26 protein-coding genes are annotated in these 25,624 nt (G+C 64.8%); 13 read left to right on the top strand and 13 right to left on the bottom strand.

The window, feature by feature from the left end; all coding sequences use genetic code 11:
* Positions 1–43: 43 nt before the first annotated feature.
* The 4 genes from QM841_RS05750 to nhaA all read left to right on the top strand — a co-directional run bounded on the left by QM841_RS05750 (position 44) and on the right by nhaA (position 4,565).
* Positions 44–976 carry a glycoside hydrolase family protein gene (locus tag QM841_RS05750; protein ID WP_283331241.1) on the top strand — a complete coding sequence of 311 codons (933 nt, stop codon included), beginning with the start codon at positions 44–46 and terminating at the stop codon, positions 974–976.
* Positions 977–1,510: 534 nt separating this feature from the next.
* The gene (locus tag QM841_RS05755; protein WP_280782012.1) at positions 1,511–2,212 is read left to right on the top strand and encodes an alpha/beta fold hydrolase; all 702 of its coding nucleotides are present in this window, start codon (positions 1,511–1,513) and stop codon (positions 2,210–2,212) included.
* Positions 2,213–2,245: 33 nt separating this feature from the next.
* Entirely contained in the window at positions 2,246–2,686 is a 441-nt protein-coding gene (locus QM841_RS05760; RefSeq protein ID WP_005252560.1) for an SRPBCC family protein, read from the top strand.
* 10 nt (positions 2,687–2,696) lie between these two features.
* Complete coding sequence (nhaA, locus tag QM841_RS05765; protein ID WP_283331242.1) at positions 2,697–4,565, top strand: Na+/H+ antiporter NhaA; 1,869 nt, start codon at positions 2,697–2,699, stop codon at positions 4,563–4,565.
* On the opposite strand, the gene QM841_RS05770 is transcribed toward nhaA, so the two are convergent.
* Positions 4,566–4,913 (bottom strand): GNAT family N-acetyltransferase, encoded by a 348-nt coding sequence (locus QM841_RS05770; RefSeq protein ID WP_283331243.1) that lies wholly within the window; start codon positions 4,911–4,913, stop codon positions 4,566–4,568.
* A gap of 110 nt (positions 4,914–5,023) precedes the next feature.
* Between QM841_RS05770 and QM841_RS05775 the strand changes: the two genes are divergently transcribed.
* Positions 5,024–5,932, top strand: a complete 909-nt coding sequence (locus QM841_RS05775; protein ID WP_283331244.1) for an LLM class flavin-dependent oxidoreductase — start codon at positions 5,024–5,026, stop codon at positions 5,930–5,932.
* Positions 5,933–5,948: 16 nt separating this feature from the next.
* Here the strand turns inward: QM841_RS05775 and QM841_RS05780 are convergent, their stop codons facing one another.
* The gene (locus tag QM841_RS05780; RefSeq protein ID WP_283331245.1) at positions 5,949–7,130 is read right to left on the bottom strand and encodes a serine/threonine-protein kinase; all 1,182 of its coding nucleotides are present in this window, start codon (positions 7,128–7,130) and stop codon (positions 5,949–5,951) included.
* Between the two features lie 61 nt (positions 7,131–7,191).
* Here QM841_RS05780 and QM841_RS05785 point away from each other — a divergent pair, with 61 nt between their 5' ends.
* The gene (locus QM841_RS05785; RefSeq protein ID WP_283331246.1) at positions 7,192–8,589 is read left to right on the top strand and encodes a plasmid pRiA4b ORF-3 family protein; all 1,398 of its coding nucleotides are present in this window, start codon (positions 7,192–7,194) and stop codon (positions 8,587–8,589) included.
* A gap of 222 nt (positions 8,590–8,811) precedes the next feature.
* On the opposite strand, the gene QM841_RS05790 is transcribed toward QM841_RS05785, so the two are convergent.
* The 4 genes from QM841_RS05790 to QM841_RS05805 all read right to left on the bottom strand — a co-directional run bounded on the left by QM841_RS05790 (position 8,812) and on the right by QM841_RS05805 (position 11,447).
* Positions 8,812–9,291, bottom strand: a complete 480-nt coding sequence (locus tag QM841_RS05790; RefSeq protein ID WP_283331247.1) for an Rv1352/Rv1906c domain-containing protein — start codon at positions 9,289–9,291, stop codon at positions 8,812–8,814.
* A gap of 68 nt (positions 9,292–9,359) precedes the next feature.
* Complete coding sequence (locus QM841_RS05795; protein ID WP_283331248.1) at positions 9,360–10,100, bottom strand: DUF2510 domain-containing protein; 741 nt, start codon at positions 10,098–10,100, stop codon at positions 9,360–9,362.
* Between the two features lie 88 nt (positions 10,101–10,188).
* Positions 10,189–10,593 carry an Rv1352/Rv1906c domain-containing protein gene (locus QM841_RS05800; protein ID WP_283331249.1) on the bottom strand — a complete coding sequence of 135 codons (405 nt, stop codon included), beginning with the start codon at positions 10,591–10,593 and terminating at the stop codon, positions 10,189–10,191.
* A 236-nt stretch (positions 10,594–10,829) separates the two neighbouring features.
* Entirely contained in the window at positions 10,830–11,447 is a 618-nt protein-coding gene (locus tag QM841_RS05805; RefSeq protein WP_065491907.1) for a DUF4352 domain-containing protein, read from the bottom strand.
* A 30-nt stretch (positions 11,448–11,477) separates the two neighbouring features.
* Between QM841_RS05805 and QM841_RS05810 the strand changes: the two genes are divergently transcribed.
* From QM841_RS05810 to QM841_RS05825, 4 genes are all read left to right on the top strand, one after another.
* On the top strand, positions 11,478–12,872 hold the full coding sequence (locus tag QM841_RS05810) for a sensor histidine kinase (protein ID WP_283331250.1): 1,395 nt from the start codon (positions 11,478–11,480) through the stop codon (positions 12,870–12,872).
* A gap of 59 nt (positions 12,873–12,931) precedes the next feature.
* On the top strand, positions 12,932–13,588 hold the full coding sequence (locus tag QM841_RS05815) for a response regulator (RefSeq protein ID WP_283331251.1): 657 nt from the start codon (positions 12,932–12,934) through the stop codon (positions 13,586–13,588).
* Positions 13,589–13,863: 275 nt separating this feature from the next.
* Positions 13,864–14,316: a hypothetical protein gene (locus QM841_RS05820; RefSeq protein WP_065493218.1), complete on the top strand. Its 453-nt coding sequence runs from the start codon at positions 13,864–13,866 to the stop codon at positions 14,314–14,316.
* Between the two features lie 66 nt (positions 14,317–14,382).
* Positions 14,383–15,426: a DNA polymerase IV gene (locus QM841_RS05825; protein ID WP_283331252.1), complete on the top strand. Its 1,044-nt coding sequence runs from the start codon at positions 14,383–14,385 to the stop codon at positions 15,424–15,426.
* A 39-nt stretch (positions 15,427–15,465) separates the two neighbouring features.
* Here QM841_RS05825 and QM841_RS05830 read toward each other — a convergent pair whose 3' ends face one another.
* Positions 15,466–16,464 carry an MBL fold metallo-hydrolase gene (locus QM841_RS05830; protein WP_283331253.1) on the bottom strand — a complete coding sequence of 333 codons (999 nt, stop codon included), beginning with the start codon at positions 16,462–16,464 and terminating at the stop codon, positions 15,466–15,468.
* Between the two features lie 232 nt (positions 16,465–16,696).
* On the opposite strand from QM841_RS05830, the gene QM841_RS05835 reads away from it, so the two are divergent.
* Complete coding sequence (locus QM841_RS05835; protein ID WP_283331254.1) at positions 16,697–17,572, top strand: glycine-rich protein; 876 nt, start codon at positions 16,697–16,699, stop codon at positions 17,570–17,572.
* Positions 17,573–17,673: 101 nt separating this feature from the next.
* Here QM841_RS05835 and QM841_RS05840 read toward each other — a convergent pair whose 3' ends face one another.
* Positions 17,674–18,141 carry a CarD family transcriptional regulator gene (locus tag QM841_RS05840; protein ID WP_332113135.1) on the bottom strand — a complete coding sequence of 156 codons (468 nt, stop codon included), beginning with the start codon at positions 18,139–18,141 and terminating at the stop codon, positions 17,674–17,676.
* A 157-nt stretch (positions 18,142–18,298) separates the two neighbouring features.
* Between QM841_RS05840 and QM841_RS05845 the strand changes: the two genes are divergently transcribed.
* On the top strand, positions 18,299–18,934 hold the full coding sequence (locus tag QM841_RS05845; RefSeq protein ID WP_283331255.1) for a TetR family transcriptional regulator: 636 nt from the start codon (positions 18,299–18,301) through the stop codon (positions 18,932–18,934).
* 25 nt (positions 18,935–18,959) lie between these two features.
* On the opposite strand, the gene QM841_RS05850 is transcribed toward QM841_RS05845, so the two are convergent.
* From QM841_RS05850 to QM841_RS05860, 3 genes are all read right to left on the bottom strand, one after another.
* Positions 18,960–19,370 (bottom strand): secondary thiamine-phosphate synthase enzyme YjbQ, encoded by a 411-nt coding sequence (locus QM841_RS05850; RefSeq protein WP_105413544.1) that lies wholly within the window; start codon positions 19,368–19,370, stop codon positions 18,960–18,962.
* A gap of 393 nt (positions 19,371–19,763) precedes the next feature.
* Entirely contained in the window at positions 19,764–20,453 is a 690-nt protein-coding gene (locus QM841_RS05855) for a TerD family protein (protein ID WP_283331256.1), read from the bottom strand.
* A gap of 103 nt (positions 20,454–20,556) precedes the next feature.
* Positions 20,557–20,976 (bottom strand): CoA-binding protein, encoded by a 420-nt coding sequence (locus tag QM841_RS05860; RefSeq protein ID WP_164062406.1) that lies wholly within the window; start codon positions 20,974–20,976, stop codon positions 20,557–20,559.
* A gap of 462 nt (positions 20,977–21,438) precedes the next feature.
* On the opposite strand from QM841_RS05860, the gene QM841_RS05865 reads away from it, so the two are divergent.
* Entirely contained in the window at positions 21,439–22,389 is a 951-nt protein-coding gene (locus QM841_RS05865; RefSeq protein WP_255221339.1) for an HNH endonuclease, read from the top strand.
* Positions 22,390–22,531: 142 nt separating this feature from the next.
* On the opposite strand, the gene QM841_RS05870 is transcribed toward QM841_RS05865, so the two are convergent.
* Entirely contained in the window at positions 22,532–23,095 is a 564-nt protein-coding gene (locus QM841_RS05870; RefSeq protein WP_283331257.1) for an HNH endonuclease, read from the bottom strand.
* 404 nt (positions 23,096–23,499) lie between these two features.
* Positions 23,500–25,377 carry a DNA/RNA helicase domain-containing protein gene (locus QM841_RS05875; RefSeq protein ID WP_349307389.1) on the bottom strand — a complete coding sequence of 626 codons (1,878 nt, stop codon included), beginning with the start codon at positions 25,375–25,377 and terminating at the stop codon, positions 23,500–23,502.
* Between the last annotated feature and the right edge of the window lie 247 nt (positions 25,378–25,624).

Below are 25,624 nucleotides of genomic sequence, written 5' to 3' on the forward strand. Positions count from 1 at the left end.
ACCGGTGATGCTGCCCAAACGAACCTGCTTTTCCGCCCTATCGATGGTGATGCTCGCTGTCGCAGGCTTGCTGGTCGCCGCCCCGGGGAGCACCGGCGCTGCACCGCTCGCCTGGCGAACCACGATGGTGGCGTTCAGCAACGTCAGCGACCGCGACCTGGATGTGTACGAGTCGGAGGACGGCACGGGGTTCCAGCCCCTCCGAATGTCTGCGTATCGGCCTCCGTCAGGGGTGGTGCGTGACCCGAGCATCTTCCGGCACACGGACGGGTTCTACTACCTCACCTACACGACGGTCGACGGGGCGAACATCGGCTTCGCACGCAGCAGTGACCGCATGGACTGGAAGTTCCTTGGGGCCTGGCCGGTCCCGTTCTGCTGCGCCTTCCTGCCGGGCACGGGAGACGGAACGGGCTCAGCGAGCCCGCCGGGTTCCTCAGGGTCGGCCGGGTTCAGCGACGGACCGTCGCTGTCGCCGTTCACCACCAAGGCCTGGGCACCCGAATGGTTCGTGGACGGCGACCGGGTCAACGTCATCCTGTCGATGTCGACCGGTGGTGGATTCGTGCCGTATCTGATGACGGCGCTGGAACCATCTCTCACGTTGTGGAGCCCGCCTGTTCCGCTCGCCGGGATCGGCGCGGACCACATCGACACCACCGTGGTCAAGGTGGGATCGACCTACCATGCGTTTACCAAGAACGAGACGAAGAAGGTCGTCGAGCATGCGGTCGCGTCGTCGGTGACGGGACCCTATTCATTCGTCCCGCCTGGAAATTGGGGCTCGCTGGTGGAGGGCCCAGCCTTGGTTCAGTTGCCGAGCGGCGCCTGGCGGATATATCTCGACGCCTACACCGAAGGAAAGTATCTCTATTCCGACAGCACGGATGGGCTGCGCACCTGGTCGCCCGTGCAAGAGCTTCCAGGCGTTTCTGGGACGGTGCGCCACTTCGGCGTGATGAGAGAGCCGGCATAACGACGACTCCGCGACGCCGCCGTCGTCGATGACGGTCGCCGTCGCGGAGGTGGCTGCGATCGGAGTGGATCTCGGCTGTGTGGTGCCGGATTGGATGCCGTTGCTGCACAGTTCGTTCGGTGCATCGATTCGAAGCCTCCGGATGTCGGGAGGGTGAACCGGCTAACCGGTGTTGAGCGTGAACGTAACTCGTAGGTGAGTGGCGCAGCGTGCCGGGGTGCACATCGCCACTCACGTGCGGGGACCGTGCGTCAGGCCGCCAGCTCGTCGGCGATTTCGATGTCGATTTCCTGTTCGGTCATTCCGCCGAAGAGATGGTTGGTGAACATGTCAGCTCAGTTCTCGTAACGTGTGGTGGATCCCGGCACGGTCGGAGCTTCTTGTCCGACCTACTGGGTGTATCGCCCTCGGCGACGCTTCCGTTTCAGGTCCCCGCAGGTGAGTGGCAAAGTGTGTTCGGGCGCGCATTCCCGCGCACGTAACGCTTAGGCTCGACTCGACCGTTCGTGTCCCGGAAACAGGAGATGAGTCGAGATGCCCGCAACCTTCGTTCTGCTGCCCGGCGCCGGCTCGGACTCGTGGTACTGGCACCGCGTCGCACCGATCCTGGAGGGGAGAGGGCACTCGGTGATCGCCGTCGACCTTCCGTACGGCGACGACGACGCGGGCCAGTACGAGTTCGCCGACGTCGTCGTGGATGCGGTCGAGGACGTCGAGGGTTCGATCGTGCTGGTCGCGCAGTCCATGTCCGCGTTCACCGCGGCGATCGTCTGTCAGCGCGGCGAGGTCGACGTGGACCTGCTGGTTCTCCTGGCACCGATGCTGCCCGCGCCGGGGGAGGCACCCGGGCAGTGGTGGGAGACCACCGGTCAGCCGGAGGCGAAACGGGCGTTCGACGTGCTGGAGGGCCGCGACCCGGATGCGCCCGACGACCTGCGGGCGCTGTTCTTCCACGACGTGCCCGACGACGTCACCGAGGAGGCGTTCAGCCAGGAGGAGCCCGTCATGTCGAACACCCCGTTCGAGACGGTGTGGCAGGCGGACGCGTGGCCGCACGTGAAGACGCGGGTCGTCGCCGGGAGACGCGATCGGCTCTTCCCGCTCGACTTCATGCAGCGGATCGTCCGGGAGCGACTGGGCATCGCACCGGAGGTCATCGACACCGGCCATCTGGCGGCACTCGCGCGCCCCGGCGAACTTGCTGCCATGCTGGAGCGCTACGCGTCCGAACTGTAGGGCATGTACATCCGACGAGAAGGAGAACAATCGATGGCGTTGTCGGTATCGGGCGAGTTCGAGATCGAGGCGCCCCAGGAGCAGGTGATGGCTGCGCTGGCGGACGTCGAACGTATCCCCGAATGGTCGGTGGTGCACAAGAAGGTGGTCGTCGAGTCCCGATTCGACGACGGACGCCCCCGCACCGTGCGGATGACGCTCGCCGTCCTCGGGGTCGCGGACACGCAGCTGGCCGAGCACAAGTGGCTCGGGGACGAGCAGATGTCGTGGACGCTCCTCGAGAGCGAGAAGCAGAAGTGCCAGGAAGGGGAGTATCGGCTGACCCCCACCCCGCGCGGGACGTCGGTTCACCTCACGATGTCGGTCGAGCCGAAGGTGTGGGTGCCGAAGTCCGTGCTGCGTCAGGGGCAGAAGCAGGCCGTGCGATTGATCCGCAAGGGATTCACCAAGTTCGTTCTCGAGAACTACGTCTGACGAGGACCAGATGACGGTCGAGCAGAGCAGCCCCACCACGCTTCGGCGACTGTCGGCGCGGTTGGCCCTGATCCGCGACGACACCGACGACGACAAGCTGTCGGCCGGTTTCCTCCTCGTCGCCACGATCCTGGCGTTGGTGTGGGCCAACATCGGTGATTCGTACGAGTCGTTCTGGCACACCCCGGTGACCATCCAGATCAGCGACTACGGCATCAGCCTCGACCTGAAGCACTGGGTCAACGACGGGTTGATGACGCTGTTCTTCTTCGTCGTGGGGCTCGAGGTGAAACGTGAGCTGACGATCGGCGAACTCACCGACCGCGCCCGTGCCGCCGTCCCACTCCTCGCCGCGATCGCGGGTCTGGCACTGCCCGCCGTCCTGTTCCTGATCCTCAACCCCAGCGGCGCCGAGGCCGGTGCGTGGGGCGTCGTCGTCTCCACCGACACGGCGTTCGTGCTGGGCGCACTGGCACTCGTCGGACCCCGATGCCCCGCCCGGTTGCGCGTGTTCCTCCTGACCCTGGCCGTCGCCGACGACATCGGTGCCCTGGCCATCATCGCCTTCTTCTACACCGACAACCTCCGGCTCGGACCGCTGCTCCTCGGGTGCGTCGGGTTGCTGCTGATCATCCAGTTGCGCAAGCTCGAGGTGTGGCGTGGTGTCGCCTACTTCATCGTCGCGGCGGGCACGTGGGTCGCGTTCTACGAGTCCGGCGTCCACCCCACCCTCGTCGGCGTGCTGATCGCGCTGATCCTGCCCGTGTATCCGCCGCGGCGCAGCGAGGTGGAGCGGGCGGGTGAACTCACGCGCGCGTTCCGGCAGTCACCCAACTCCGACTACGCCCGCGCCGCCCAACTCGGTGTGCTGCGCGCGGTGTCCGTCAACGAGCGGCTTCTGCGCTTCTACCAGCCCTACACGGCGTTCCTCGTCGTCCCGATCTTCGCGCTCGCCAATGCCGGCGTGGTCATCACCGGGCAGACCCTCGCGGACGCGGCCCGGTCTCCGCTGGCGTGGGGCATCGTGCTCGGCCTGGTGGTCGGCAAGCTCGTCGGCATCACGGCTGCCACGGCTCTGTTCTCGAAGCTGCGGCCCGGCAGCCTGCCGCCCGGGCTGACGCTGTCCCAGATCGCCGGTGGCAGCGCGCTGGCCGGTATCGGCTTCACGATCTCGTTGTTCATCGTGGACCTGGCCATCGATTCACCCGAGCTCGCCAACGACGCTCGGGTGGGTGTCCTGACGGCGGCGGTCATCGCCACCGTCCTCGGTTGGGCTCTGTTCCGGCTGTCGGACTGGGTGCACCCGCCGACGGAGGCCGTCGGGCTCACCCTGCTCCGGCCCGTCGACCCCGGCCGCGATCACCTGCGCGGGCCGGTGGATGCGCCGCTCACCCTCGTCGAGTACGGCGACTTCGAGTGCCCGTTCTGCAGCAAGGCCACCGGCAGCATCCGGGACGTACGGGCGCATTTCGGGGACGAGCTCCGCTACGTCTTCCGGCATCTCCCCCTCGACGCCGTGCATCCGCACGCGCGTTTCGCCGCCCAGGCGAGCGAAGCGGCGGCCGCGCAGGGACGGTTCTGGGAGATGCACGATCACCTGTTCGCCAACAGCGACGCCCTCGCCGAGGACGAGATCTTCGGTTACGCCGCCGAGCTGGGGCTCGACATGGACCGGTTCGAGGAAGACATCCGTAGGGGCACCTACGTTCACCGCATCGACGACGACGAACTCGACGCCGAGTCGAGCGATTTCCGGGTGACCCCCACGTTCTACCTCGGCGCGACGGGCACCGACCTCGCCCGGCACAGCGGCCCCTACGACGCCGCCACCCTCATCCGGCAGCTCGAAGAGGCGCGCGACGCCGACGGCGCACCCTGATCAACCTTTCGAACGCTGCACCGCCTGGATCGCGGCCGGCGTGACGGGGTCGACGTCGTCGGCGAAGTCGTCGTGCTTCTTCAGGTAACCGGCGACGAACGGGCAGATCGGCACGATCCGCTTGCCGTCCCCGACGGTCTCGGTGAGCGCGCTGCGGATCAGGGTGGTGGCGAGGCCACGCCCGCCGAACTGCTCACCGATCTCGGTGTGGAAGAAGATCCGTTGATTCTCGTCGTCGAGGTACTCGGTGAACCCGGCCAGTTCACCATCCACGCGGACCTCGAATCGGTGGTGTTCGGGGGCGTTCCGGACGTCGGGTGCGGGGCCGTCTTTCGTGTCGTCTGTCATGGACCCACTATGCCGCGCGGCGGGGTTCCGACTGCGCGCCGGGTGTTCCCGGACGTCGTGGAGGTGGAGGATCGAAGGAGTTCAGCAATCCGAGAGGGGACGCAACCGTCATGACCGACTACGGCAGGGCCGTGCAGTTCGGGGCGTTCGTGACCCCGTCGGTGGAGTTGCTGGCCAACACGTTCGAACTCGCCGCCCTCGCCGACGAGACCGGGCTCGACCTGATCGGCGTGCAAGATCACCCGTACCAGGCGAAATTCCTCGACTGCTGGTCGCTGATGGGCGCGCTGCTGGCCCGGACCGAGCGGGTGCGCGTGTTTCCCGACGTCGCATGCCTGCCGCTTCGCCCGCCGGCGACGATGGCGAAAGCCGCGGCCAGCCTCGACCTGATGTCGGGAGGCCGATTCGAACTGGCGTTGGGTGCCGGCGCGTTCTGGGAGGCGATCGGGGCGATGGGCGGTGACGTGCGCACGCCCGGTCAGGCCGCGACGGCGTTGGAGGAGGCGGTCGAGGTGATCCGCCTGATGTGGTCCGGTGAGCGTGCCGTGTATTCCGAGGGTGAGCACTATCGCCTCGCGGGCGTGCATCCCGGACCGGTCCCGGCGCACAGGATCGGGATCTGGCTGGGCGTCGGCGGCCCCCGGCTGCTGCGGGCGCTGGGACGCTCGGCGGACGGGTGGGTCCCGTCGAGTTCGTACTTTCCGCCCGAGGTCCTGCCCGGCATGCACGCGCGGATCGACGCAGGTGCGGCGGATGCGGGCCGGGACCCGAGCTCGATCGTCCGCGCCTACAACGTGTTCGGCCGGGTGAGCGACACACCGTCGGACACGTTGTTCCACGGAACCGCCGACCAGTGGGTGAGCCAGCTGACGGAAATCGCGGTGGAGGCTGGCATGGACACGTTCATCTTCGGCACCGACGGCGACGATCTCGCCCAGGTCCGTAGATTCGCGACCGACGTCGCGCCCGCAGTTCGGGCCGCCGTGGATGAGCGCCGTGGAGTGGGTGCCCGCGCTTGACCCGACCGCGACTCGCTCAGTTGCCGTCCTTCTCCTTGTCCTTGTCCTTGGGCTTGTCGTTCCCGTTGCCGTTGTTGCCGTTGTTGTTTCCCGGTCCGGGCTTCGGTACCGGTGCGCCGGTCGGTGGGGGAGGCGCAACCGGGTTGACCTCGACGGCACTGCTCGGGACGGAGACCGGGGCGGGGACGACGGCGGTGGTGCTCGGCCCGGGACCGACCGTGCCGTCCCGATTCTGAGACGCGATGGCCAGCGCCGCCACGACCAGGGCCACCAGCACGGCGGCAATGGCGGCGATGATCAGGCCGGTCCGCCGTGGTCGCCGGGGCTCGGGCGGCAGCTGAGGGACGGAGGTGGTGGGTGTGAATGTTCTCGTCGGCGGCGGGTGCGCGCCGGGCGCCCCGAGGACGGCGTCCCGCATCGCCTGGGCGTCGGCGTACCGCTGCTGCGGGTCGCGGGTCATTGCCCGTTCGATCGTGTCGACGAGGTTCGGATCGGCGTCCGGGCGGGCTTCGCGCAGCGGTCGGGCCGCACCGTCGGTGATCGCGCGGGCAAGCGACAGGATGTTGTCGCCGGCGAACGGCCGGTGCCCGGCGAGGGCTTCGTAGCCGACGACGCCGACGGCGTAGAGGTCGTCGGCGGTCGTGGCGGGTGTGCCCAGGATGCGGTCCGGACTGAGGTAGGCCACGGTGCCCAGCACCTGTCCCGTCGCTGTGTGGTCGGATGCGGCGCTCTTCGCGATGCCGAAGTCGGCGACCTTCACCGTGCCCGCGGCGGTGAACAGCACGTTTCCCGGTTTGATGTCGCGGTGCAGGATCCCGGCTTCGTGGGCGGCGCCGAGGGCGGCGAGCACGTCGGCGAGGATCGACCGCACCCGCGCGTCCGGTACGGGACCGGCGGCGATCTCGTCGGCGAGGGTCCGCCCGGGCAGGCGCTCCATCACGATGTACGCCACCCCGGCGTCCTCGCCGCAGTCGTGTACCGCGACCACGTTCGGGTGATTCAACGTGGCGGCCAGCCGGGCCTCGGCCTCGAACCGGCGGCGGGTGTCGGGGACGGAGGTGAGCTCCGGGCGCAGCACTTTGATCGCGACGGGTCGCTGCAGGCGCAGGTCCCATCCGTCGTGGACATCGGCCATTCCGCCGCGCCCCAGCACTCCCCGCAACTCGTACCGACCTGCGAGAACTGCGGACACCGACATGCGCTCACGCTATCGTCAGCTCTTGTGCCGGACACCGCTGCCTCCCACCTACCATGACGCCATGACCGCTTCAGGTAAACGCCGACACCTGTCCGTCGTTCCCGACGCGCCGGTGATCGTCCGGCCGTCCGAGCGGCCGGGTCGCCGAGACGTCGCGAGTTTCCACCTGCGGATCGAACTCGACGACGTGTCGCCGACCATCTGGCGGCAGTTCGTCGTGCCCTCGAACCTGCGGCTGAACGAGCTGCATCCGATCGTGCAGACAGTCATGGGCTGGCAGGACAGCCACCTGCATTCGTGGGTCGGCGGCGAGCCGCCCGCCTCCGAGCGGTACGAGATGCGCGAGAGCATCGAGGAGGGCTTCGCCGACGAGGACGACGAGCTGTGCGAGGACGCGGTCCGGCTCGATCAGGTTCTGGCCGAACCCGGCGAGCTCTTGTCCTATCAATACGACTTCGGCGACGGCTGGGACCATACGATCGTCCTCGAACGGATCGAGGCCGACGGGCCCGCGCCGACGGTGACCTGCCTCGCCGGCGCCCGCGCCTGCCCACCCGAGGATTGCGGCGGACCGGGCGGATACGCCGACCTGCTGACGGTCCTGGCCACGCCGTCGCACCCCGGCCACCACGACGCCGGGGCGTGGGTCGGGCCCGGCTTCGCGCCCGAATCGTTCGGCGTCGACGCCGTGAACCGTAACCTGCGGATCGAAGTCGTGATCCGTGACCACTGGCCGGTGACGGATTCGAAGTTCGCCGACCTGCTGCGACGAATACCCCATCAGGCTGCCCCGCATGTCTTTTCGCTTCTCGAGCATGCCCAGCTCACCACGCGAAAGGGTGATTTTCCCGCGGCCCAGGAAGCGGCGACGCTGCATCTGCGGTGGTTGCTGCAGCGCATCGGATCCGACGGCATCACGCTGACTCAGGCGGGCTACCTGCCCCCGGCCGTGGTGGCGGAGATGCGGCAGGCGTTACCGGGCTTCGACGACTGGCCCGCCACCAGCAACCGCGAGACGGACCAACGGCCGGTCCACCTGCTCCGCGAGTACGCCAAGACACTCGGACTGGTGCGCAAGTACAAGGGAAAACTCGTTCGAACCAATCTCGGAACGGCGATGGCGGACAACGCGACACAGATGTGGCGTCATCTGCTCGACCGCCTGCCGCTGGGCACCGAGCAGATCGAGCGGGAGGCCGGATACCTCGTGCTTCTCACCCTCGCCGCAGGCACGTCGTCGGATGAACGACGGGACGCGATCGCCGAGGGACTCGCCGCCCTCGGCTGGCAGACCAGCGACGGCACGATCGTCGGCCGGGAAGAAGTCTTCTGGATGGGACGTCCCACGATCTCGTTCCTCGAACTCATCGGCGCAATGGTCGAGGGCTACGTCCAACGCGACCAGCCCATGGACCCCGAATGGGGTCGGCTCCTCGCTCAGATGGTGCTGTCGATGTAGGTCGGGGTCACCGCATGTGGAATTAACCGATGGTCATCGAGTCCGGACTCGACAGGGATACTCCGCACTGCGTCCGATCATCCTCGGGCATCACGCATTCAGTCGGATCGACGCGGGTCCTACTTGGGCGGGGATGGTTTGCTGCACTTCCCGTCCTGCTCCGTTGAGACCCGCGCCGCTTCATCGCCGTGCACGGAACCGATGGCCGCCGGGCCGCTCGGGCTAACTGCCAGACGATGCTACCGACAGGAGTATGGCGAGGATGGACGGCATCGCGGCCGACCCGACAGCGGCCGAACCGATTCCCGCGCCAAGTCCGAATGTCGTCATATTGCGGTAGTCGACGGCTTCGATGGGCGGGAGTCCGGGAATCGGGTTGGGAACGGGCTCCGCTCGACGCCAGTTTCCGCACCGATGCGTGGTGAAAGTCGCATCGCCCGGCTTGATCTCGATCGTCTGGGATCCATCGCCCAGGGAATTTTCGAGAATCGAATTGTCGGATGCGGTGCGCTCCCAGTAACAGGTGCGGCCGCCGGAGGACGACCACAGACCAGGCAGCAGGTCCTGCTCGCCGTAACCGACTCTGTACGTGCCGTCGCTGTCAAGGTAGATGCCTGCGGCGTTGGCCACGCCGGCGCCGGAAACCGCTATCGCAACCGCCGACGACATGCACAACACTGCCCCGACGAGTTTGTTCTTCACTTGACCTCTTCATTGTGGTGTGTCGACTGGGCTTGTGCGCGGTCGTGAGGAGGCTGGCCGGATCAGTGTCAGGCAGCCGATCCGGTGACCTCGATGACGTTGGCCTGGAATTTGGGAACTGTCATGGTCCCGCCCATCGTGGTCGTGTAGGAATACGAGCCGACGACCTCGACATACATCGTTACAAAGTCATCTTCGACTACGTTCGCGACAACGTTGGAATCGCCCGCGGTAACGACGGTATTCTGGTCGTAGTCGTACCTGTCGCCCGGCGCAGAGCCGGTCTCGGCGCGGAAGGATGTTGTTCCCGTGGCGGAGTCGAATTGCGTCACGATTCCGTACACAACGAGTTTCCGGCCCTTCGACGCGTCGGGGTTCTTCGTCAACAGAGCGAAATCTCGGGACGAGATGCTCTCGTATGTTGAGGGGTCGAGTTTGGCGGCCTCGATCGCGGCAAGACGCGCTGCTTCGGCTTCCCTTGCTTGCCTTTCTCGTTCGGCCGCGGCTGCGCGTGCTTCGCTCTCCGCTCGGAACTCCGCGGCCGAGATCGTCGACGTTGCAACAGCGGTCCGGGTGTTGGAGGGCGCTGCGGCAGTCGTTTGCTCATCGTCGTCGGAGCCAACGGCTCCGATTAACCCTATGAGAACAACAAGGGCGATCGCGATCCCGGCGATCCACGGCCACTTCTTGGATCTGCCTGGACCTGGCTGCGGGGCGTAGGGTCTCGGCGGCTGCCCTGGGCTCGGTTGTCCCAGCTGGCCAGGAAGTGGTTGCCGAGGCTGATCATTCGGGTAGTACGGATTCGACATAGGAAGGTCCTTCACGAGAGAGGATGCTCGAGGTTGCCTGGAGGGGATGCCCAACCAGTTCGAGTGAGGGTGGGGTATCCCCTGCTGATCAGGAACCGAAGATCGACGGTGCCGGTGCCGATGCCGGTGCCGGTGCCGCGGGTGCCGGCCGGGCCTGGGGCTGGGCGGCCGGAGCGGGCGTCCACGTTCCGCAGTCCGTGGACGAGAAGACCATGTCGGTCGGCTTGATGGTGACGATCACCTTGGGCGAGTGGGTGTAGTCCATGGCGATGACGTCCTCGTACTCACCGCTGGTGCCCGACAGGCGTTCCCAATAGCAGCCCATGATGTCGTCGACGGTGCCGCTGCCGACGTACGTGCCCGGGGCGATGTCCACACCAACGATGTAGTCGCCGTCGCCGAACGAGGTTGCGGGCGCGGCATTCGCGATCCCGGATCCGACGCCAAGGATCGCGAGAGTGAGTGCAGCGGTGAGTGATACCTTGCGGAACATGTAGATGATCAGCCTTTGCTCAGTATTTGCGAACCTGCGGTCGGTTCGTTGAAACGGAAAGTATCAGGCCCGTCCGACACGTGTGTTCGGGAGGGGGCTTCGGCGGCCATTTCCGGTTGGTCGATGTCATTCAGATGATGTATTGATTTGTCGGAGAATGAGATCTGGCGACATGCGGGCAGGACACGGGGTGCCGTGTCTGCCTGCCCCGTGTCCCGTCACCGCCCCAGTGCCCTTTACAGGGTGTTGATCCAGGCCAGACGGTCGGTGGACAGTGAAAAGGTGTCCTCGAAGAGCACCACGTAGGTTCCGGGGCCGGAGCCCTGACGGGCGTCGAAGCACACGCTGCCGGTGGCCTGACCGCTGGGCGCGATCTTCCCCGAGTTCAGCAGTTCGCGGTCCGGGGCGAACGTCGCGTCACGGATCGCTCCGCTGGCGTCCTGAAGGCTCCAATCCACGTATCCGTTGAAGTCGTTCTGCTTGTCACCGACGTTCTTGATGGTCACGGTGCTGCACAGGTATTCGCCGATCACGCTGCTCACCGGGTCGAGCGTGGACACGGTGTAGGCGAGCCCGTCCCGCGTGATCGTGTCGCCGCCGGCCGCGGACGTGTCCTCGTCGAGTTTTCCGGGGAACGCGGGGCCGCTGTCGGTGGCTGCGTCGTCTCCGCTGGAACCCGCGGTGACGGTGGTGTCCTCGTCGCTTCCCGTGCTCGACGCGATGGCAATCGAGCACGCGCCGAAAAGTAGAATCGGGACGCCGACGACGATCCACGGCCAGATGCGACGCTTCTTCTTCGGCGGCTGCGGGGTGGGGTAGGGCTGGTTCTGGTAGGGCTGTCCGGGGTTCGTCATGTCGGTTCCTCCTGCGGATCGCTCGAGTGGGTGACGTGCCGGGACCGCTTCGAGGCTGCTGTCCCGCTCGGGGAAGAGTTCACCCGACTCGGCACCGGTCGCGGATCGTCCGAAGAGTCGGTTCGATTCCTCCTTTCGGTCGGAAGTCCGCTCGGGCCCCTACTTTCGGCCGATCGTGAACTTGTCGGACCGGTGCGTAGCCTCATTGCCGTGACTGCAACATCCGCTGAAACCATCCGTCGTCGCGTCTGGACCACCGGCGCGGTGACCCTCAGCGTGTTCTGCTCGCTGATGACGGTCGGGCTGTCCGGCGATTCCGGAACTGTTGCGGTGTGGAACATCGCGATCGGGCTGATGCTGAATCTGGGTGCCGCGGTCGCGCTGGTGTGGCGGCATGAGCGTCCGTGGCTGGTGCTGGGCCTGGCCGTCGTGGGTCCGTTGTTCTTCTCGACCGATGCCACTGCCGCATTGATCGCGCTGTATGCGCTCGCGCAGACCGAGCGGGGGCAGCGGCTGGCCGCGGCAGCGACAGCGGTGTTCCTGGCGTGCGGAGTCTCGCTCACCTATGACGGGTTCCGCACACGGGACAATTCGGTTTTGACGATGGGTTCGACGCGGCCGGAGGTCGGCGGGCCGAAGCCGGACTGGGATATCGCACTCTGGATCCCCTGGCTCGTTGCGGCGACACTCGTGGCGATCGTGGTCTCGGTCGCGGTGTTGAAGCACACCCGTTCCGAACTCGCTCAGGCCGAGCGCAGTCGTGACCGCGCCACCGAGCAGACACATGCGATGCGGGACGAGATGATTCGCACCGAGGAACGCACTCGCATCGCGCGAGACATGCATGACACTCTCGCCGCCAGCCTGAGCCGGATCTCCCTGTTCGCCGGGGCCTTGCAGGTCAGCGGTGCCGGCAACCCGGAGAAAGTCGCCAACACCGCGTCGATGATCCGCAGCACCGCGCACGAGGCGCTCGACGAACTCAAGAACATCGTGGGCGTGCTGCGAGGGTCGGGTGGGGCGAGTCGCGCGGGCGGCCACCAGGGCATCGACGGCGTCGCCGACCTGATCCAGTCCGCCCGTGCCGCCAGTCTCCACGCCACTTACTTCACGGATCTGCGGCCCGGAGACGTCGGCACCGTGTCGGGCCACGTCGCCTATCGGGTTGTGCAGGAATCGCTCACCAACGCCCAGAAGTACGCGAGCGATCAGACCATCCGCGTCGCGATCAGCGGGGCCAGCGAGAGCGGGATCCGCATAGACGTCCGCAACCGGCTCAGCATTCAACCCCCGAGTGTCCCGCCCGGGTCGCGTGCCGGACTTCCCGGGCTCGCGGAGCAGGCCCGCGACATCGGCGGAACCCTCAAGGCGGGCAGGCTCGGTGACGAGTTCGTCGTAGACTGCTGGCTGCCCTGGTTCGCCTGACCGCTGTCGCCGATACCGTTGGCGGACGTGTCGGTCCGGGGTAATACCCTGTGGTCACCATGACCGGAGCCAGCGCAATCCCCGTCTTGATCGCCGACGACGACCCCTTCGTCCGGCGAGGTGTGTCCGACATATTCGCCGCCACCACGGACATCACCGTCGTCGCCGATGTCGACGACGGCGACCGGGTGCCCGCCGCGGTCCACGCGTATCGACCGCACGTTGTCTTGATGGATCTGAAGATGCGCCGCGTCGGCGGGCTCGACGCCACCCGTCAACTGATGACCCTGCAACACCCACCCCGGGTGATTGCGATGACCGCGATGGACGTCGACGACCTCGTGATCCAGGCCGTCTCCGCCGGCGCCCACAGCTTCCTGAGCAAGGATGAACCGCCGGAGACGTTTCACCAGTCTGTCCGTGCCGTCTCCGCCGGCAACACCCTGTTCAGTCAGGAGTCGCTGCGCCGGATCGTCGCTGCCAGCCGCACCGCCGCTGCGGTTCCTGATCCTGCTGGTCTGGCCGTACTCAGTGCGCGAGAACGCGACGTCCTGCGGTCACTCGCGTCGGGCGCCTCGAACGCCGACATCGCCGCGCAACTGTTCCTCAGCGAAACGACCGTCAAGACTCACATTTCGGCGGTGTTCAGCAAGTTGGGCACCCGGAACCGCGTCGAAGCGGCGTTGACCGCGTTTCGGGCCGGCCTGGTCACCTGAGTGCCCTTCGAAGCGAGGACCCCCACTCCACCCGAGGACGAAGTGGGGGTGCGAGCAATCTTCCCCTACCAAAGGTCTAACGCTCGTCGGCCACTTTACGCTTTGGTGCACGACTTCGAATGCCAAGCACTCACATGTCATCGCATGGACGACACCTAATCGATGCAAGACGATTTCGGGCCACATGTGTCGGCACCTTCTGCTTTGATACGACTCACGGGGATGCGTTCGAAGACCCCGGCGTGGTCGCTCGCGAGCAAGGGAAGGTGATGATGATGGTCGATTCCACCGAGGTGCCCGAGGTTTCGTGGGCGGGAATGGTCGAGTGGTTGACGGGTTCGCTGGTCGATCAACCGGTCGCGCTCATCGTCGAGATCGGCCCGAACAGCTACGTCAGTGAGGACGACGACGAAGAAGTCGTCTGCGCGCAGATTCAGGTACTGGCCGACGGTGTGTTGATGCTCCGACGATCACGCGTCGAACTCGGGCACCTGCTGCTCGCCGACTATTCGGCCGAGCACCTGACCCTCGACAGGTGGCATTTCGACGGCCACTTCGAAGACTGTACGGACGGCTATCTCTTCAGTCGCGATGTGAACCTGATCGCGAACACCTGCGTGGCGTGGTTCCGGGACAATTGGGGCACCCGGTCCACCAGCGAACTCGGATGCTCGTATCGGTTCCCCGACGAGTTGATTCCGTCTATCGACGCCGACGACGTGTTCTGACCTCCACCGCGGCCGAACTCGAGGATTTCGAGGGCCCCGGTACGACGATTCCGGCACACTGGTTCCATGAGCAGTCCGCCGCGTCGTCGGTGGGTGTTGCATGTCGATCTCGACCAGTTCATCGCCGCGGTCGAGGTGCTACGGCATCCTGAGCTGCGGGGACGTCCCGTCGTCGTGGGCGGCCGCGGGGATCCCACCGAGCGCGCGGTGGTATCGACGGCGTCGTATGAGGCGCGTGAGTTCGGTGTCGGTTCCGGGATGCCGATGCGGATCGCGGCACGGAAGATCCCCGACGCAGTGTTCCTACCTGTCGACGCCGAGGCCTACACCGAGGTGTCGGCGGTTGTGATGGACACCTTGCGCAAGCTGGGCGTCGTCGTCGAGGTGATGGGCTGGGACGAGGCGTTTCTGGGTGTCGAGACCGACGACCCGGAGGCCTTCGCGCGAACCGTGCACGACGCCGTCCTCGACGCGACCGGGCTGCACTGCTCAGTCGGTATCGGCGACAACAAGTTACGGGCCAAGATCGCGACGGACTTCGGCAAACCGCAGGGCATCTACCGGCTCACCGAGGAGAACTGGTTCACCGTCATGGGGGAGCGCCCCACCGACGCGCTGTGGGGGATCGGCAAGAAGACAGCGAAGAAGCTTGCCGCGCTGGGCATCAGCACCGTGCAGGAACTCGCCGACGCCTCGGATCAGGAGTTGGCCGCGACCCTCGGTCCGAACATGGGTCCGTGGTACGCCAGGATCGGTCGCGGCATCGATCTCTCCCCGGTCTCGGCGGAACCCTGGGTGGCGCGGTCGCACAGCCGGGAGACGACGTTCCAGCAGAACCTCTCAGACAGGGAGGCCGTCACCGAAGAGATCAGACGACTCGCCGCCCGGGTCCGGGAGGACATCCTCGCCGAGAACCGCCAGGCGGTGCGAGTGGCGTTGAAGGTGCGCTACGCCCCGTTCGACACCCACACGACGAGCAAACCACTGCCGGAACCGACATTCGATCCGGACGTGATCGCCGATGCGGCAGCAGCATTGGTCGACAGGCTCGACCACGACCGGGAAGTGCGACTCCTCGGCGTGCGGCTGGAAATGACCCCGCCCACGTGAGTGGCAAAGTGTGCTCGGGCACGCTTTGCCACTCACGTGTCAGCGGCGGGCGAAGACTGCGGGTTCGCTGTCGGGGACCTGGGCGACGAGGTCCCGGGCGACGAGGTGCCGAAGGTGAGCCGCCGCCTCGGACAGCGCCATTCCCTTGCCCATGGGGGAGATGTCGGCCCACGGCTTGTACCACTTCATGCGCTCGGCCACCTGCCACACGGTGATCTGGTCGTCGCCGAAAGCCTTGTACAGGTGGTCGAGTCGCTCCTCGTGGTGCTCGATCAGCTCGCCGGCACGGCCTGCGACGTCGTCGATCGGGATGCCGTGGGCGCCGAGTCCCCGGGTGATGTCCATGGTCTGCACGCGGCGTAGCGAGTCCATGAACTCTGCCAGGCCGTCGCGCTCCTCGAGCGGGTACACGAAGTTGCCAACATGAGGCGTCGTCTTCTGCAGGACGTGGTCGCCGGTGAACATCACGTCGGCGTCTTCCAGGTAGAAGCAGACATGGCCGGGAGTGTGGCCGGGGGTGTAGACGGCCCGCAGGTTACGGCCTGCGAGGGCAATGAGTTCGTCGTCGACGAGAACACGATCGGGCGCCGACTCGGGACCCGCCGGCGGCTTCCCGCTCGATGCCTTCTCGAATGCCTCGAGATCTGCCGGGGCGGCGCCGGCCCGCGTCATGTTCTCCTTCTGGAAGTCCAACCACTCGGGCCCGTGACCGGTCGACATGTGCTCGAACATCCCGTGATCGGATTCGTGCATCGCAATCCACGCCCCGGAGGCCTCCCGGACGCGACCGCACAGACCGGTGTGGTCGGGGTGGAAGTGCGTGAGTACGACGCCTTCCACATCCTTCACCGAGTGTCCGATGGCCTCGAGTCCGGAGGTGAGGCCGTTCCAGGCGTTGTCGTCGTCCCAGCCGGCGTCGACGAGGATCAGACCGCCGGGTGATTCCATCGCGTACACCAGGGTGTGACCGAGGGGATTGTCGGTGATCGGCACCGGAATCTGGAAGATCCCGTCACCGATGGGCGCTGCGTCGCTCATATGCATACCTCGTTGCCTAGATGAACAAATTAGTTCTACTTACCTTCATACTGACCTTTCACCGCGGTTTGCGATACCGCGGGTCCCGATTAGCGGAACGACATGGCCCGTGACCAGGTGCTTTCGCGCGAAATCCGACCGGGGGACCGGAAGGCCCACTGGATGCCGGACGCTATGGAATGCTCCACTCGGACCAGCTTTCAACATGCTCGCATTGCGACAGGAGACTGCTTTGACCACAACCCTCGTTCGATCACGCCGCCGGTGGTACACGACCGGAATGTGTGGCCTCGCCGTATTGGGTGCCTCGGGGCTGCTCGCCCCCAGCGTCGCGGTTGCCGCGCCGGCGGCGTTGCCTGCCGGCTGTGTGCAGGGCGCCGGCACCCAGGTGACCTGCACGTTCACGTTTACCGGCAGTGCGCAGTCGTTCACGGTTCCCGAGGGCATTACCAGCTTGGCGGTGACGGCAACGGGTGGTGGTGGCGGAAACAGTCAAACCATCCTCGGCGGCGCCGCGGCCGTTGCAACCGGACAGCTGACGGTTGCCGCGGGTGACGCGCTGTACATCCAGGTCGGCGGCAACGGTGGCGACGGCAACGGCCAGGCCGGATACAACGGCGGTGGGGCCGGCGGCAACGGGGCAAGTGGCGGAGGCGGTGCCTCCGACGTTCGCACCGGGACGGGTGAGCTGGCGGATCGTCAGATCGTCGCCGCGGGCGGAGGCGGTGCGGGTGACACCTATATCGGTGGCGCAGGCAACCTGATGGGACCTGCTGGCGGACCCGGCGGCGGGGGCGGCGGTGGCGGAGGCGGCACGGACGTCGCTGGTGGTGTCGGAGGCAACGGTGGCACGGAACCGCATGGTTCGCCAGGTGAAGCCGGCGTCGGTGGTGCCGGTGCAGGCAAGAGCGGTGGCGGTGGCGGCGGCTGGTTCGGTGGCGGAGGTGGCGCCGAGAACTACGGCGGTGGCGGAGGCGGTGGCGGATCGTCCTACGCGCCCGGCGGAACCTTCGGCGTCGCTGGGGCGGATGCCGTTTCGTCGGTAGTCATCACATACGGGGCCGGTTCGGGAACAGGGTCACTCGGAAACCTCTTCGGCAGCAGCTGATCTCGACTCCCACGCTGGAGTCGTCGTCACGGGCCGCGAAGTGACACACGAAATCGGCAGCAGCCCCGAACTTTCGTCCGGGGCTGCTGCCGATCGTGTCGTCAGACTGCGACAGCCACCGGCGCAGAGGCGGTGGCGGATTCGTAAATCGCTTCGATGCGGCGCCGAGTCTCGTCGGGGTCGGACTTCATCGCGAGGACGAGTTCGGAAATGACGAGCTGCATTGCGTGCTCGAGCTGCCGCTTCTCGCCGGCCGAGAGTGGCTTGACCTGCGAACGCGTCATCAGATCGCGGATGACTTCACTCACCGTGAAGATCCCGCCCACGGTCAGCTTTTCCTGGTTGGCCTTGAATCGCCGAGACCAGTTGGACGGGTCGTCGACCGTCGGACCGCGCAAGATGTCGAAAACACGTCCGACTTCGTCGTTGTTGATCGCGTTCCGCACGCCGATGGATTCGGCTTTCGCTACCGGAATCTCGATGGAGAGCCCGTTCTGGGCGACTTCGAACTGTACGTATGCAGTGGGTAGATCGTTGAAGACCCGGGTCGTGAGCTTTGTGACTGTCACCGACCCGTGGTGCGGGTACAGGAAAATATCACCGATATTGAGATTCATAGATTACCTACCCTTCCCCAACATTATGGCACACGCTGCCATATTGACAACCGGTGACCACGTGAGGACCATCGCGGGGGTGTGCTCCTACCGATAACGAAGGCCCTTGATGACCAGACCCGAAGTGTTCTCCGTGTCGCCTGACCTGCCCGCCGGCCCGCTGGGGCTGCGGGAGCGACGACGCGAGCAGACGAATGTCGAGATCAGCGAGACCGCACTCACACTGTTTGAGTACAAGGGTGTCGAGGGCACGACCGTCGGTGAGATCGCGCAGGCTGCGGGCGTGTCGCAGCGAACCTTCTTCCGATATTTCGCTACCAAGGAAGAGGCCGCGCTCCGCGATCACTGGGCCTTCGAGGCGGTCTTGGCTGGAGGACTCGACCAGCTCGACGCGGAGGTCTCACCGAGGCTCGCGCTGGAAACGGCCTTCGCTGCTGCTCTGACGATGTACTCGGACAGTTCGTCGATCGCCTGCCGGCGATTGCTGCGGGTGAACCGACTCATCAAGAAGGAGCCGGCGCTGCGGGCGGAGCTGGCGCGCGAGAGTGTGCGGCGAACCGCGGCACTTGTCGATGTGGTGTCGACGAGGTTCGACTGCGCCGACTTGCAGGTTCGGCTGGCGGTCGATGTGTCGATCGCCGTGCTCCGGGCGGCGTTGGAAACGTGGGTGGACCAATCGTCCATTGACGAGGCGGCGAGTCTTCCCGAAATCTATTCCTTGGCAAGGGGACTCGCGCAGGCGTGATCGGAGACGGTCCGCAGGCGCCGGCTCAGCCCTCCAGGAAGCTGAACCGGACGTGTCGCACCGGGTTGTCGACATTGGTGTCGACGAGGCACACGGATTGCCAGGTGCCCGTCGCGAGTGCCCCGTCGACGACGGGTACGGACGCGTAGGGCGGCAGGAACGCAGGTAGCACGTGGTCGCGGCCGTGCCCGTGGCTGCCGTGGCGGTGGATCCACCGGTCGTCGCGCGGAAGCACTTCGTCGATCGCCCGCAGGAGGTCGTCGTCGCTTCCGGCGCCGGTCTCGATGACGACGAGTCCAGCAGTGGCATGCGGCACCCATACATGCAACAGGCCGTCACCGGCGCCTGCTGAGGCGAGGAACTTCTCGATCTCACGGGTCAGGTCGTGCACCACCGGCTCAGCGCCGGTGCGCACCTCGATCTCGGTACTGAACATAGTTCTGACGTTAGTGCCCTGGTGCGTGACAGCGCACGCGCAATGTGACCAAGCCCTGCCGCGATCGGAATCGTCAACACCGCATCGAGCGGCGTCGACAACTAAGGATGCAATCTCGATGGCGAGCCCAACTAGTTAAGCGACCATGCTCAGGTACTCGAATCAATTGCAGGAGTACCGGGCGGCTCGAGCGGCGGACCCGACCCCGCAGCGGTTGCGCCCTCGGGACGGAAATCATGCGTGGAGCAAGAGGTTATTCTGTGTGCGCATTGAGGTTCCTTTCGGTGCAAAGCCCGGTCCCAGTATTCCCTTGGCGGAGGGGGGACCGGGTATACCGGAAACCGCGCCGCCGCCGTCACTGTCGCGGATGTGGTTTCGCGACCGCCGTCTCTACTACTTGCGGCCGGCTGCCCACTTCATGCCCCAGCTGTAGGTCTTGTCGAGGTCGGCCTGGCTGCCTTCGATGTACTTCACCTCGCGGGTGACGGTGATGCCCTGTCCGGTGTTCTGCAGCATCGCGATGGCGCAGATGCGAGCGGAGCTGTTCGACGAGTCCAGTCGTACCTCCACCTCGGGGCCGCTGGTGGGGTAGAGGGTGACGACACCGTCCACGGCCGCCCAGTTGGGTGCGCCGTCGTAGATCATCGCGAAGATGAGGATCCGCTTGAACATTTCCGGTCGGTCGAGGTTGATACGCATGTTCTCGCCCCCGGTCGCGGTGCCGGTGCGGTCGTCGGCGTCGAGTTTGATGAACGGCGGGTCCTGCAGCGATCCGAAGGTGTTGCCGAGTGCCTGGACCACACCCTTCGACCCGTCGGCCAGTTCGTAGAGGCAGCCGAGGTCCAGGTCGATGCCGTTGGTGCCGCCCGCGGCGGCCGCGAGCTTCGCGAAGAAGCCGGTCTTCTTCGGTTGCGGTGTCGCCCCCGTCGACCAATTGAGGTTGACCCGCATCGCGCCCTGCCGCTCACCCGACTTTGTCAGGCTGACGGAAGGCGCAGCCTTCGACAGGGTTACTTTGCTCAGACTGACTCCGCCCGGCGCTGCGGCAGGAGCGGACGGGCGTCGGGTGTAGTCGATGGCCACAGGTGGGAACCTTCCGATTGAGCGCGTCAGACCGTTGTCCGATTTGCACGATTTCGGTCAAGAATAGCGGTAGTCGCGTGGTCGGACTTCAGCCCGACCATGGTCACGCTGATTCCCGCGCACCCCACTCGATCGCCGGGCAGGTGTCCATCACCATGGCGACGCCCCTCGCGGTGGTTCGCTGGAAGGCGGCCTCGTCGATGACGCCCAATTGGAACCAGACACCCTTCGCACCGATCTCGACGGCCTGGTCCGCGAACTCGCCGGCGGCCTCCGACTGGCGGAAGACGTCGACGACGTCGATGGGGAACGGCACATCTGCGAGAGTGGCGTAACCCTGCTCGCCGAGCACCGTCGGGGCGTCGGGATGGATCGGGACGATACGTTTTCCTCGGCGCTGCAACAGCTCCGCGATCCGGAACGCCGTCCGGTCCGGATTGCCGGAGAGTCCGACGATTGCCCACGTCCCCCAATCGTCGAGCATCGACGAGACAGCTTTGGGGTCCTGCCACCTAGTGTCCACATCGCCAAACTACTACTCGGTTGGTTCGCAGAGGTATCGGAATGGCCATCAGACTTCCCGTGAATCTGTGCTCGACAGTCCGGGATCGGTGTTCTCTTCGATCCGACTCGATCGCCCAGGTCATCCGGCTCCGGTACGTGCCGACAGAATCGGACCCGTACGCCCTCGATGAACCGGGAAGATCTATGGCATTACGCGAGAACGAATGCGGCAGGGCGGCGTCTAAGTTGTAGAAACGCTGAAAGCGGAGTCAGTCCGGACATCCCGCGACGCTAATATGACTCCATTTGGTCACCAGGAACCATCCCGATCGATCGGTCTCCGGCCCGGCAGGTTCCACCTTCCTTGCCTTCGCGTGAAGGACGCCCGATCGCCGAGATCCGCTGGCAGCATGTACTCAGGATCGATACTTGTCCTAACAGCCAGCTACTGTCGGTCTGTTGCGGCGGGAAGGGTGAGTACGTGGAGGAACAGTTGATTGCGGATATCTCTCAGGGTGCCGACGTGGCACCGGATTTTGACACACGTCTGCGTAGCGAGGCGATGAGGTTTCTGGCAGTCCGCACCAATGACGGTCTCGACTCGATCAGTAGACAGGAACTGCTCGACTTCTCCATCGACGGCGAGATGTTCCGATTGATGGATCCCACTCGCGGTATACGTAAGCCGCGTCAGCTCGCCTCTGCATTGTCGATCAGCACAACCTATCGTCGTGCTGGTGAAGAACGACCGTACGAGGATACGGTCGGTGTGGATGGACTCCTCCGCTACAAGTGGTCGGGGAAGGACCCTGAGAACATGGACAACCGGGGTCTTCGTGCGGCGATGAAGCTGAAGGTTCCGCTTATCTGGTTTTATGGCGTGGGTCCGAGCCGCTTTCAGCCGATCTACCCAGTGTTCATTGTCGCTGAGGAAGCGGAGCAACATCAATTCGTGGTCGCAACGGAAGTGGCGCGTGATTTGCACCGGACGGAATCGCCTGTGGAGGAGCATCTTCGTCGATACATCGTTGCGGAGACCAAGCGGCGTCTGCATCAGCCCGTCTTCCGGTCCACTGTGATGCGCGCGTACGACACCCGTTGCGCGGTTTGTGCGCTTGGGCACAGTCAACTTCTGGACGCGGCGCACATCGTTCCAGACTCCGACGATGAGGGCATCGCTTCTGTTCGAAATGGGCTAGCGATGTGCAAGATTCACCATGCGGCATTCGACGCGCATATTCTGGGCATCCGACCTGACCTTGTGGTCGAAATTCGACAAGACCTGCTCATCGAGATCGACGGGCCGATGCTCGAATACGGCTTGAAGGAACGGCACGGTCAGAAGCTCATGGTAGTTCCGCCGGTCCGGGCTGAGCGACCCGATCGGGAACTACTTGAGGCAAGCTATGAAAAGTTTCGGTCAGCGGGGTAGTCGCTGAATCAGCGACACAAACTGCTCGGATGCAGGCTCCTGCGTCCGATGTTGTCGTCGGGCTGATTGAAACGAATCGGTTGCTGTCTAGTTCGAGATCCAGACAGAATCCGTTTCTACGGCCACGCTGGATACGTAGGGGCTACTGGTTTTGCGAAATGTTTGCCCAATCGCAGCTCTCCCAATGGCGGCGCAGAGCGTCGCGATCCGGATGATGGCTGGGGTTCGAGGGCAGTCTCAAAGGCTTGCCCTCGTGACTTCCGTATTCCGTGTGAATTAGGTCCGGTCCGACCCGTATCCGCAAGTCCTGATCGATTGTCATGCGTTGGAGGTCGAACAACGTGTGAATATCGGCGCGAAGTAATAGGCCGTTGGTTACATGATTTGTGTGCATACCGTAGTAGCGGTCGATGTGTGCCGCCTCCAATACGGCTAGAACCGTTGATCCAGTAACTGCGCAGGTGCTGTCGTAAGAATTGATCAAGGAGTTGCGAAACTGCCCCTGCCCTTGACGTACTGCGATGTCTCTCTGCGCACGCTTGCGGAGATCGTCCCCGGGCGCATAGGCAGTGAGTCCGTCCGGAAAAGTCTGATCGATAACGGGCTCGTTCCCAAATAGTCCGCGTAAGTATGCTTGTCCTTCAAGCTCTTTCACCTCGATGCGACCGTTGCTCGCGGGGACGGTGATTCCGGTAGCCGCGGCCATCTCCTTCCATCGTGGCTGTCGCACCGGTGCGGAGCTCTGCGACTCTAATGTGAAGCGCCACCGATATCCTCCGGTGGCCACATCGTGCCAATGCGCAGGCGGATGGGACGAGTTCAACTCGAACGTTTCCGAGGTTGCTCGTGCCCATCCGATGAGACCTGTGCCGGCCATCCAGAAGAAGACGTCGTCAGCCGGCTCGATCTTGGTACGGGGCCGTGTATCCCAAAAGCCGTCTTTCTGTGCGAAGTCCCAGTGATCTGGGTAGTCCTTCGAAATGACAAGTACCCATGCAGTCAACGCTCGTGCGCCTATCCCGTATCGCACCGGGTGGAGGTATGTCCTGAAGCGGAAGCCTGTCGGGCCGTGCTCGTGTGTACAGTATTTTGTTTCGGCAGTGCTGTGGCTCAGCTATTTTCGCTCACCAGTGCGTGGAGAGCGTTGCGTGTCTCCTCGTCCGTCGAGTAGATGACAGTGCCCACCATCCCGCGGGTGAGTAGCACCTTATAGATATTGCGAACCAGTTTGTTGAATCGGATATCGCTGACCTTCTTTAAGTTTCGCATATCGGGGTCCCGATTTGCAGAGCGTACAGTTTTGAACTGGCAGTCGCGCCACACGAGATCGGGCCCAAGAATGACTCCATTCCAGTCGTACTCGAATCCCTGGGCGGTGTAGACGCACCCGACCTGATCAAAACCACCCTCCTCGGTGGCCCACAATGGTGCTGGTGGTGCATCACCGAGGCGTCTGTCGCTCTTACTGTTCCACGGCCGTGACCAGTCACCGATCTGGACATCGGCGGGTAGCGAGCCATCCTTGTTTGCGTCGCTCCACGGCCAGCAATAGCCGGCTGTCATTCGGGCGGTGTAGCCGCGCTCTTGCTGCTGTGAGAGGAGATGCTCTAGTTCTAGTGGTGTATTGGCAACGCGAACCGCGAACTGCGGATCACCCCTCCACGCGCACGGACCTCCCTCGACTAGCCCAAGAAGGCGCTTGACCCAAAGCACGTACTCTTCACTGCCACCGCAACGAAACTGTTCGCCGAGGTGTACGTGCTGCGTCGTAAGACCGAGGGTATCGGCGTGACGCTGGATCTGCTCCAGCGAGCCCATTTCTCCTGGGCGAACCACCTGATGTTCGTCCAGGAGAAACACCGGCACGCGCGCGGCGGCGATCAGCTCGTCGATCTGAGGCCGGTCGGTTCGCAGCTCTGCCTTGGTGTACCGGTCAACGGACGTTTCGCGGATACGGTGGGCCTCGTCGAGTACGACCACGTCGAGCCCATTGCGGTCTGCCGTCATAAACTGGTTGAAGTACTTGAACATCTTCTGCACTCGCGGGGCACGCGCGCCAGCCACCTTCCGGAGCGTCTGCGTGAATGATCGGGACCCGGTTGCATGCAGGACCGTCCGGCCACGTCGAGCGAGCTCGCCGACGAGAGACAGCGCGATCACACTCTTGCCGCTGCCTGGCCCGCCTGTGACGATGATGATGCGTTTGCCATCGCTGGCGCGCGCCTGCTCGACGGAATGCAAGACCAGGTCGACGGCGAGCTGTTGTTCGCCCAGTAGATGGAACTGTGGTCGGTCGCGGACTTCAGCGGCCGCAACCTTGAGGAGCTGCTGCGATGGAGCGACCGCGGAGCGAATTAGGGTGTCGCCTGCGGTGTGGCCTGTCGTGGCGGACAAACGTGTCTTGAGGAATTCGACCATGTCGCCCCGGTCTGCGGCTGTATACAGTCGTGCGGTCGTGCTTACAGGGAAGGCTCGCAGATCAGCGACTGCGCCGGGGTCGGTGGCGTTGTGAAGGTATGCGATCCCCGCGAGCGCGTCGGGCTGATTGGCGAGTGCTTTTGCGAAGTCGGAGAGATAGTCGCAGTAGCCCTTCACCTGAGCAACGGGGTGCAGCTTCGGCCCGCCTGGCATGCCTGGAACGTCGACGAGTTCCACGCTGTCTTCGTAGCGATGTGCCGCTGACCACTGTTTAAGTTCGACGACCACATACGACGGCTCACCCGTTTTCGGATGAGTGCCGGCGAGCACGACATCGGCCCGTTGCGAAGTCAGTGGGAGGTGGTATTCGACGAGCATCTCCACGCTGCCTAGCCCTGCATCGCTTAAGTCGCGGGCCAGAACTGGGAGGCTGCGACTCCAGGACTTCTGCTCTGCGTCGCTCGCCCGGCGACCGGTCCGAAACAGCATCTGTTCAAGAAGCTGTTCAGCCAAGGACTCGGGATGAGCCATGCCGACGATTCTGTCGGCAGAGGTACGAAGCAAGGTCACAGTGGGGTCCCCCGGGCAGCACGAATCAACTCGTGCGGGTGGGGGCATGTCCGTGGCTGTGAATCACAGCGGAAGTCCGTCGGGCCGCAACACACAGATTAGCCGAGTTGCATACTCTGCTCGTGCAGCGGTGTGCCGTGTCAGCCGAATGGCCCGCGAAGTCCAAGCCGTGGCAGCTTCCACCAATTGTTTGCCAGCACGCCACGTTCGGACGAAAGTGGTCATTCTCGGTTCTCGGATACGGGTC

Origin of the sequence: Rhodococcus sp. IEGM 1307, assembly GCF_030056915.1 — a bacterium.
Lineage (GTDB): Bacteria > Actinomycetota > Actinomycetes > Mycobacteriales > Mycobacteriaceae > Rhodococcus_F > Rhodococcus_F opacus_D.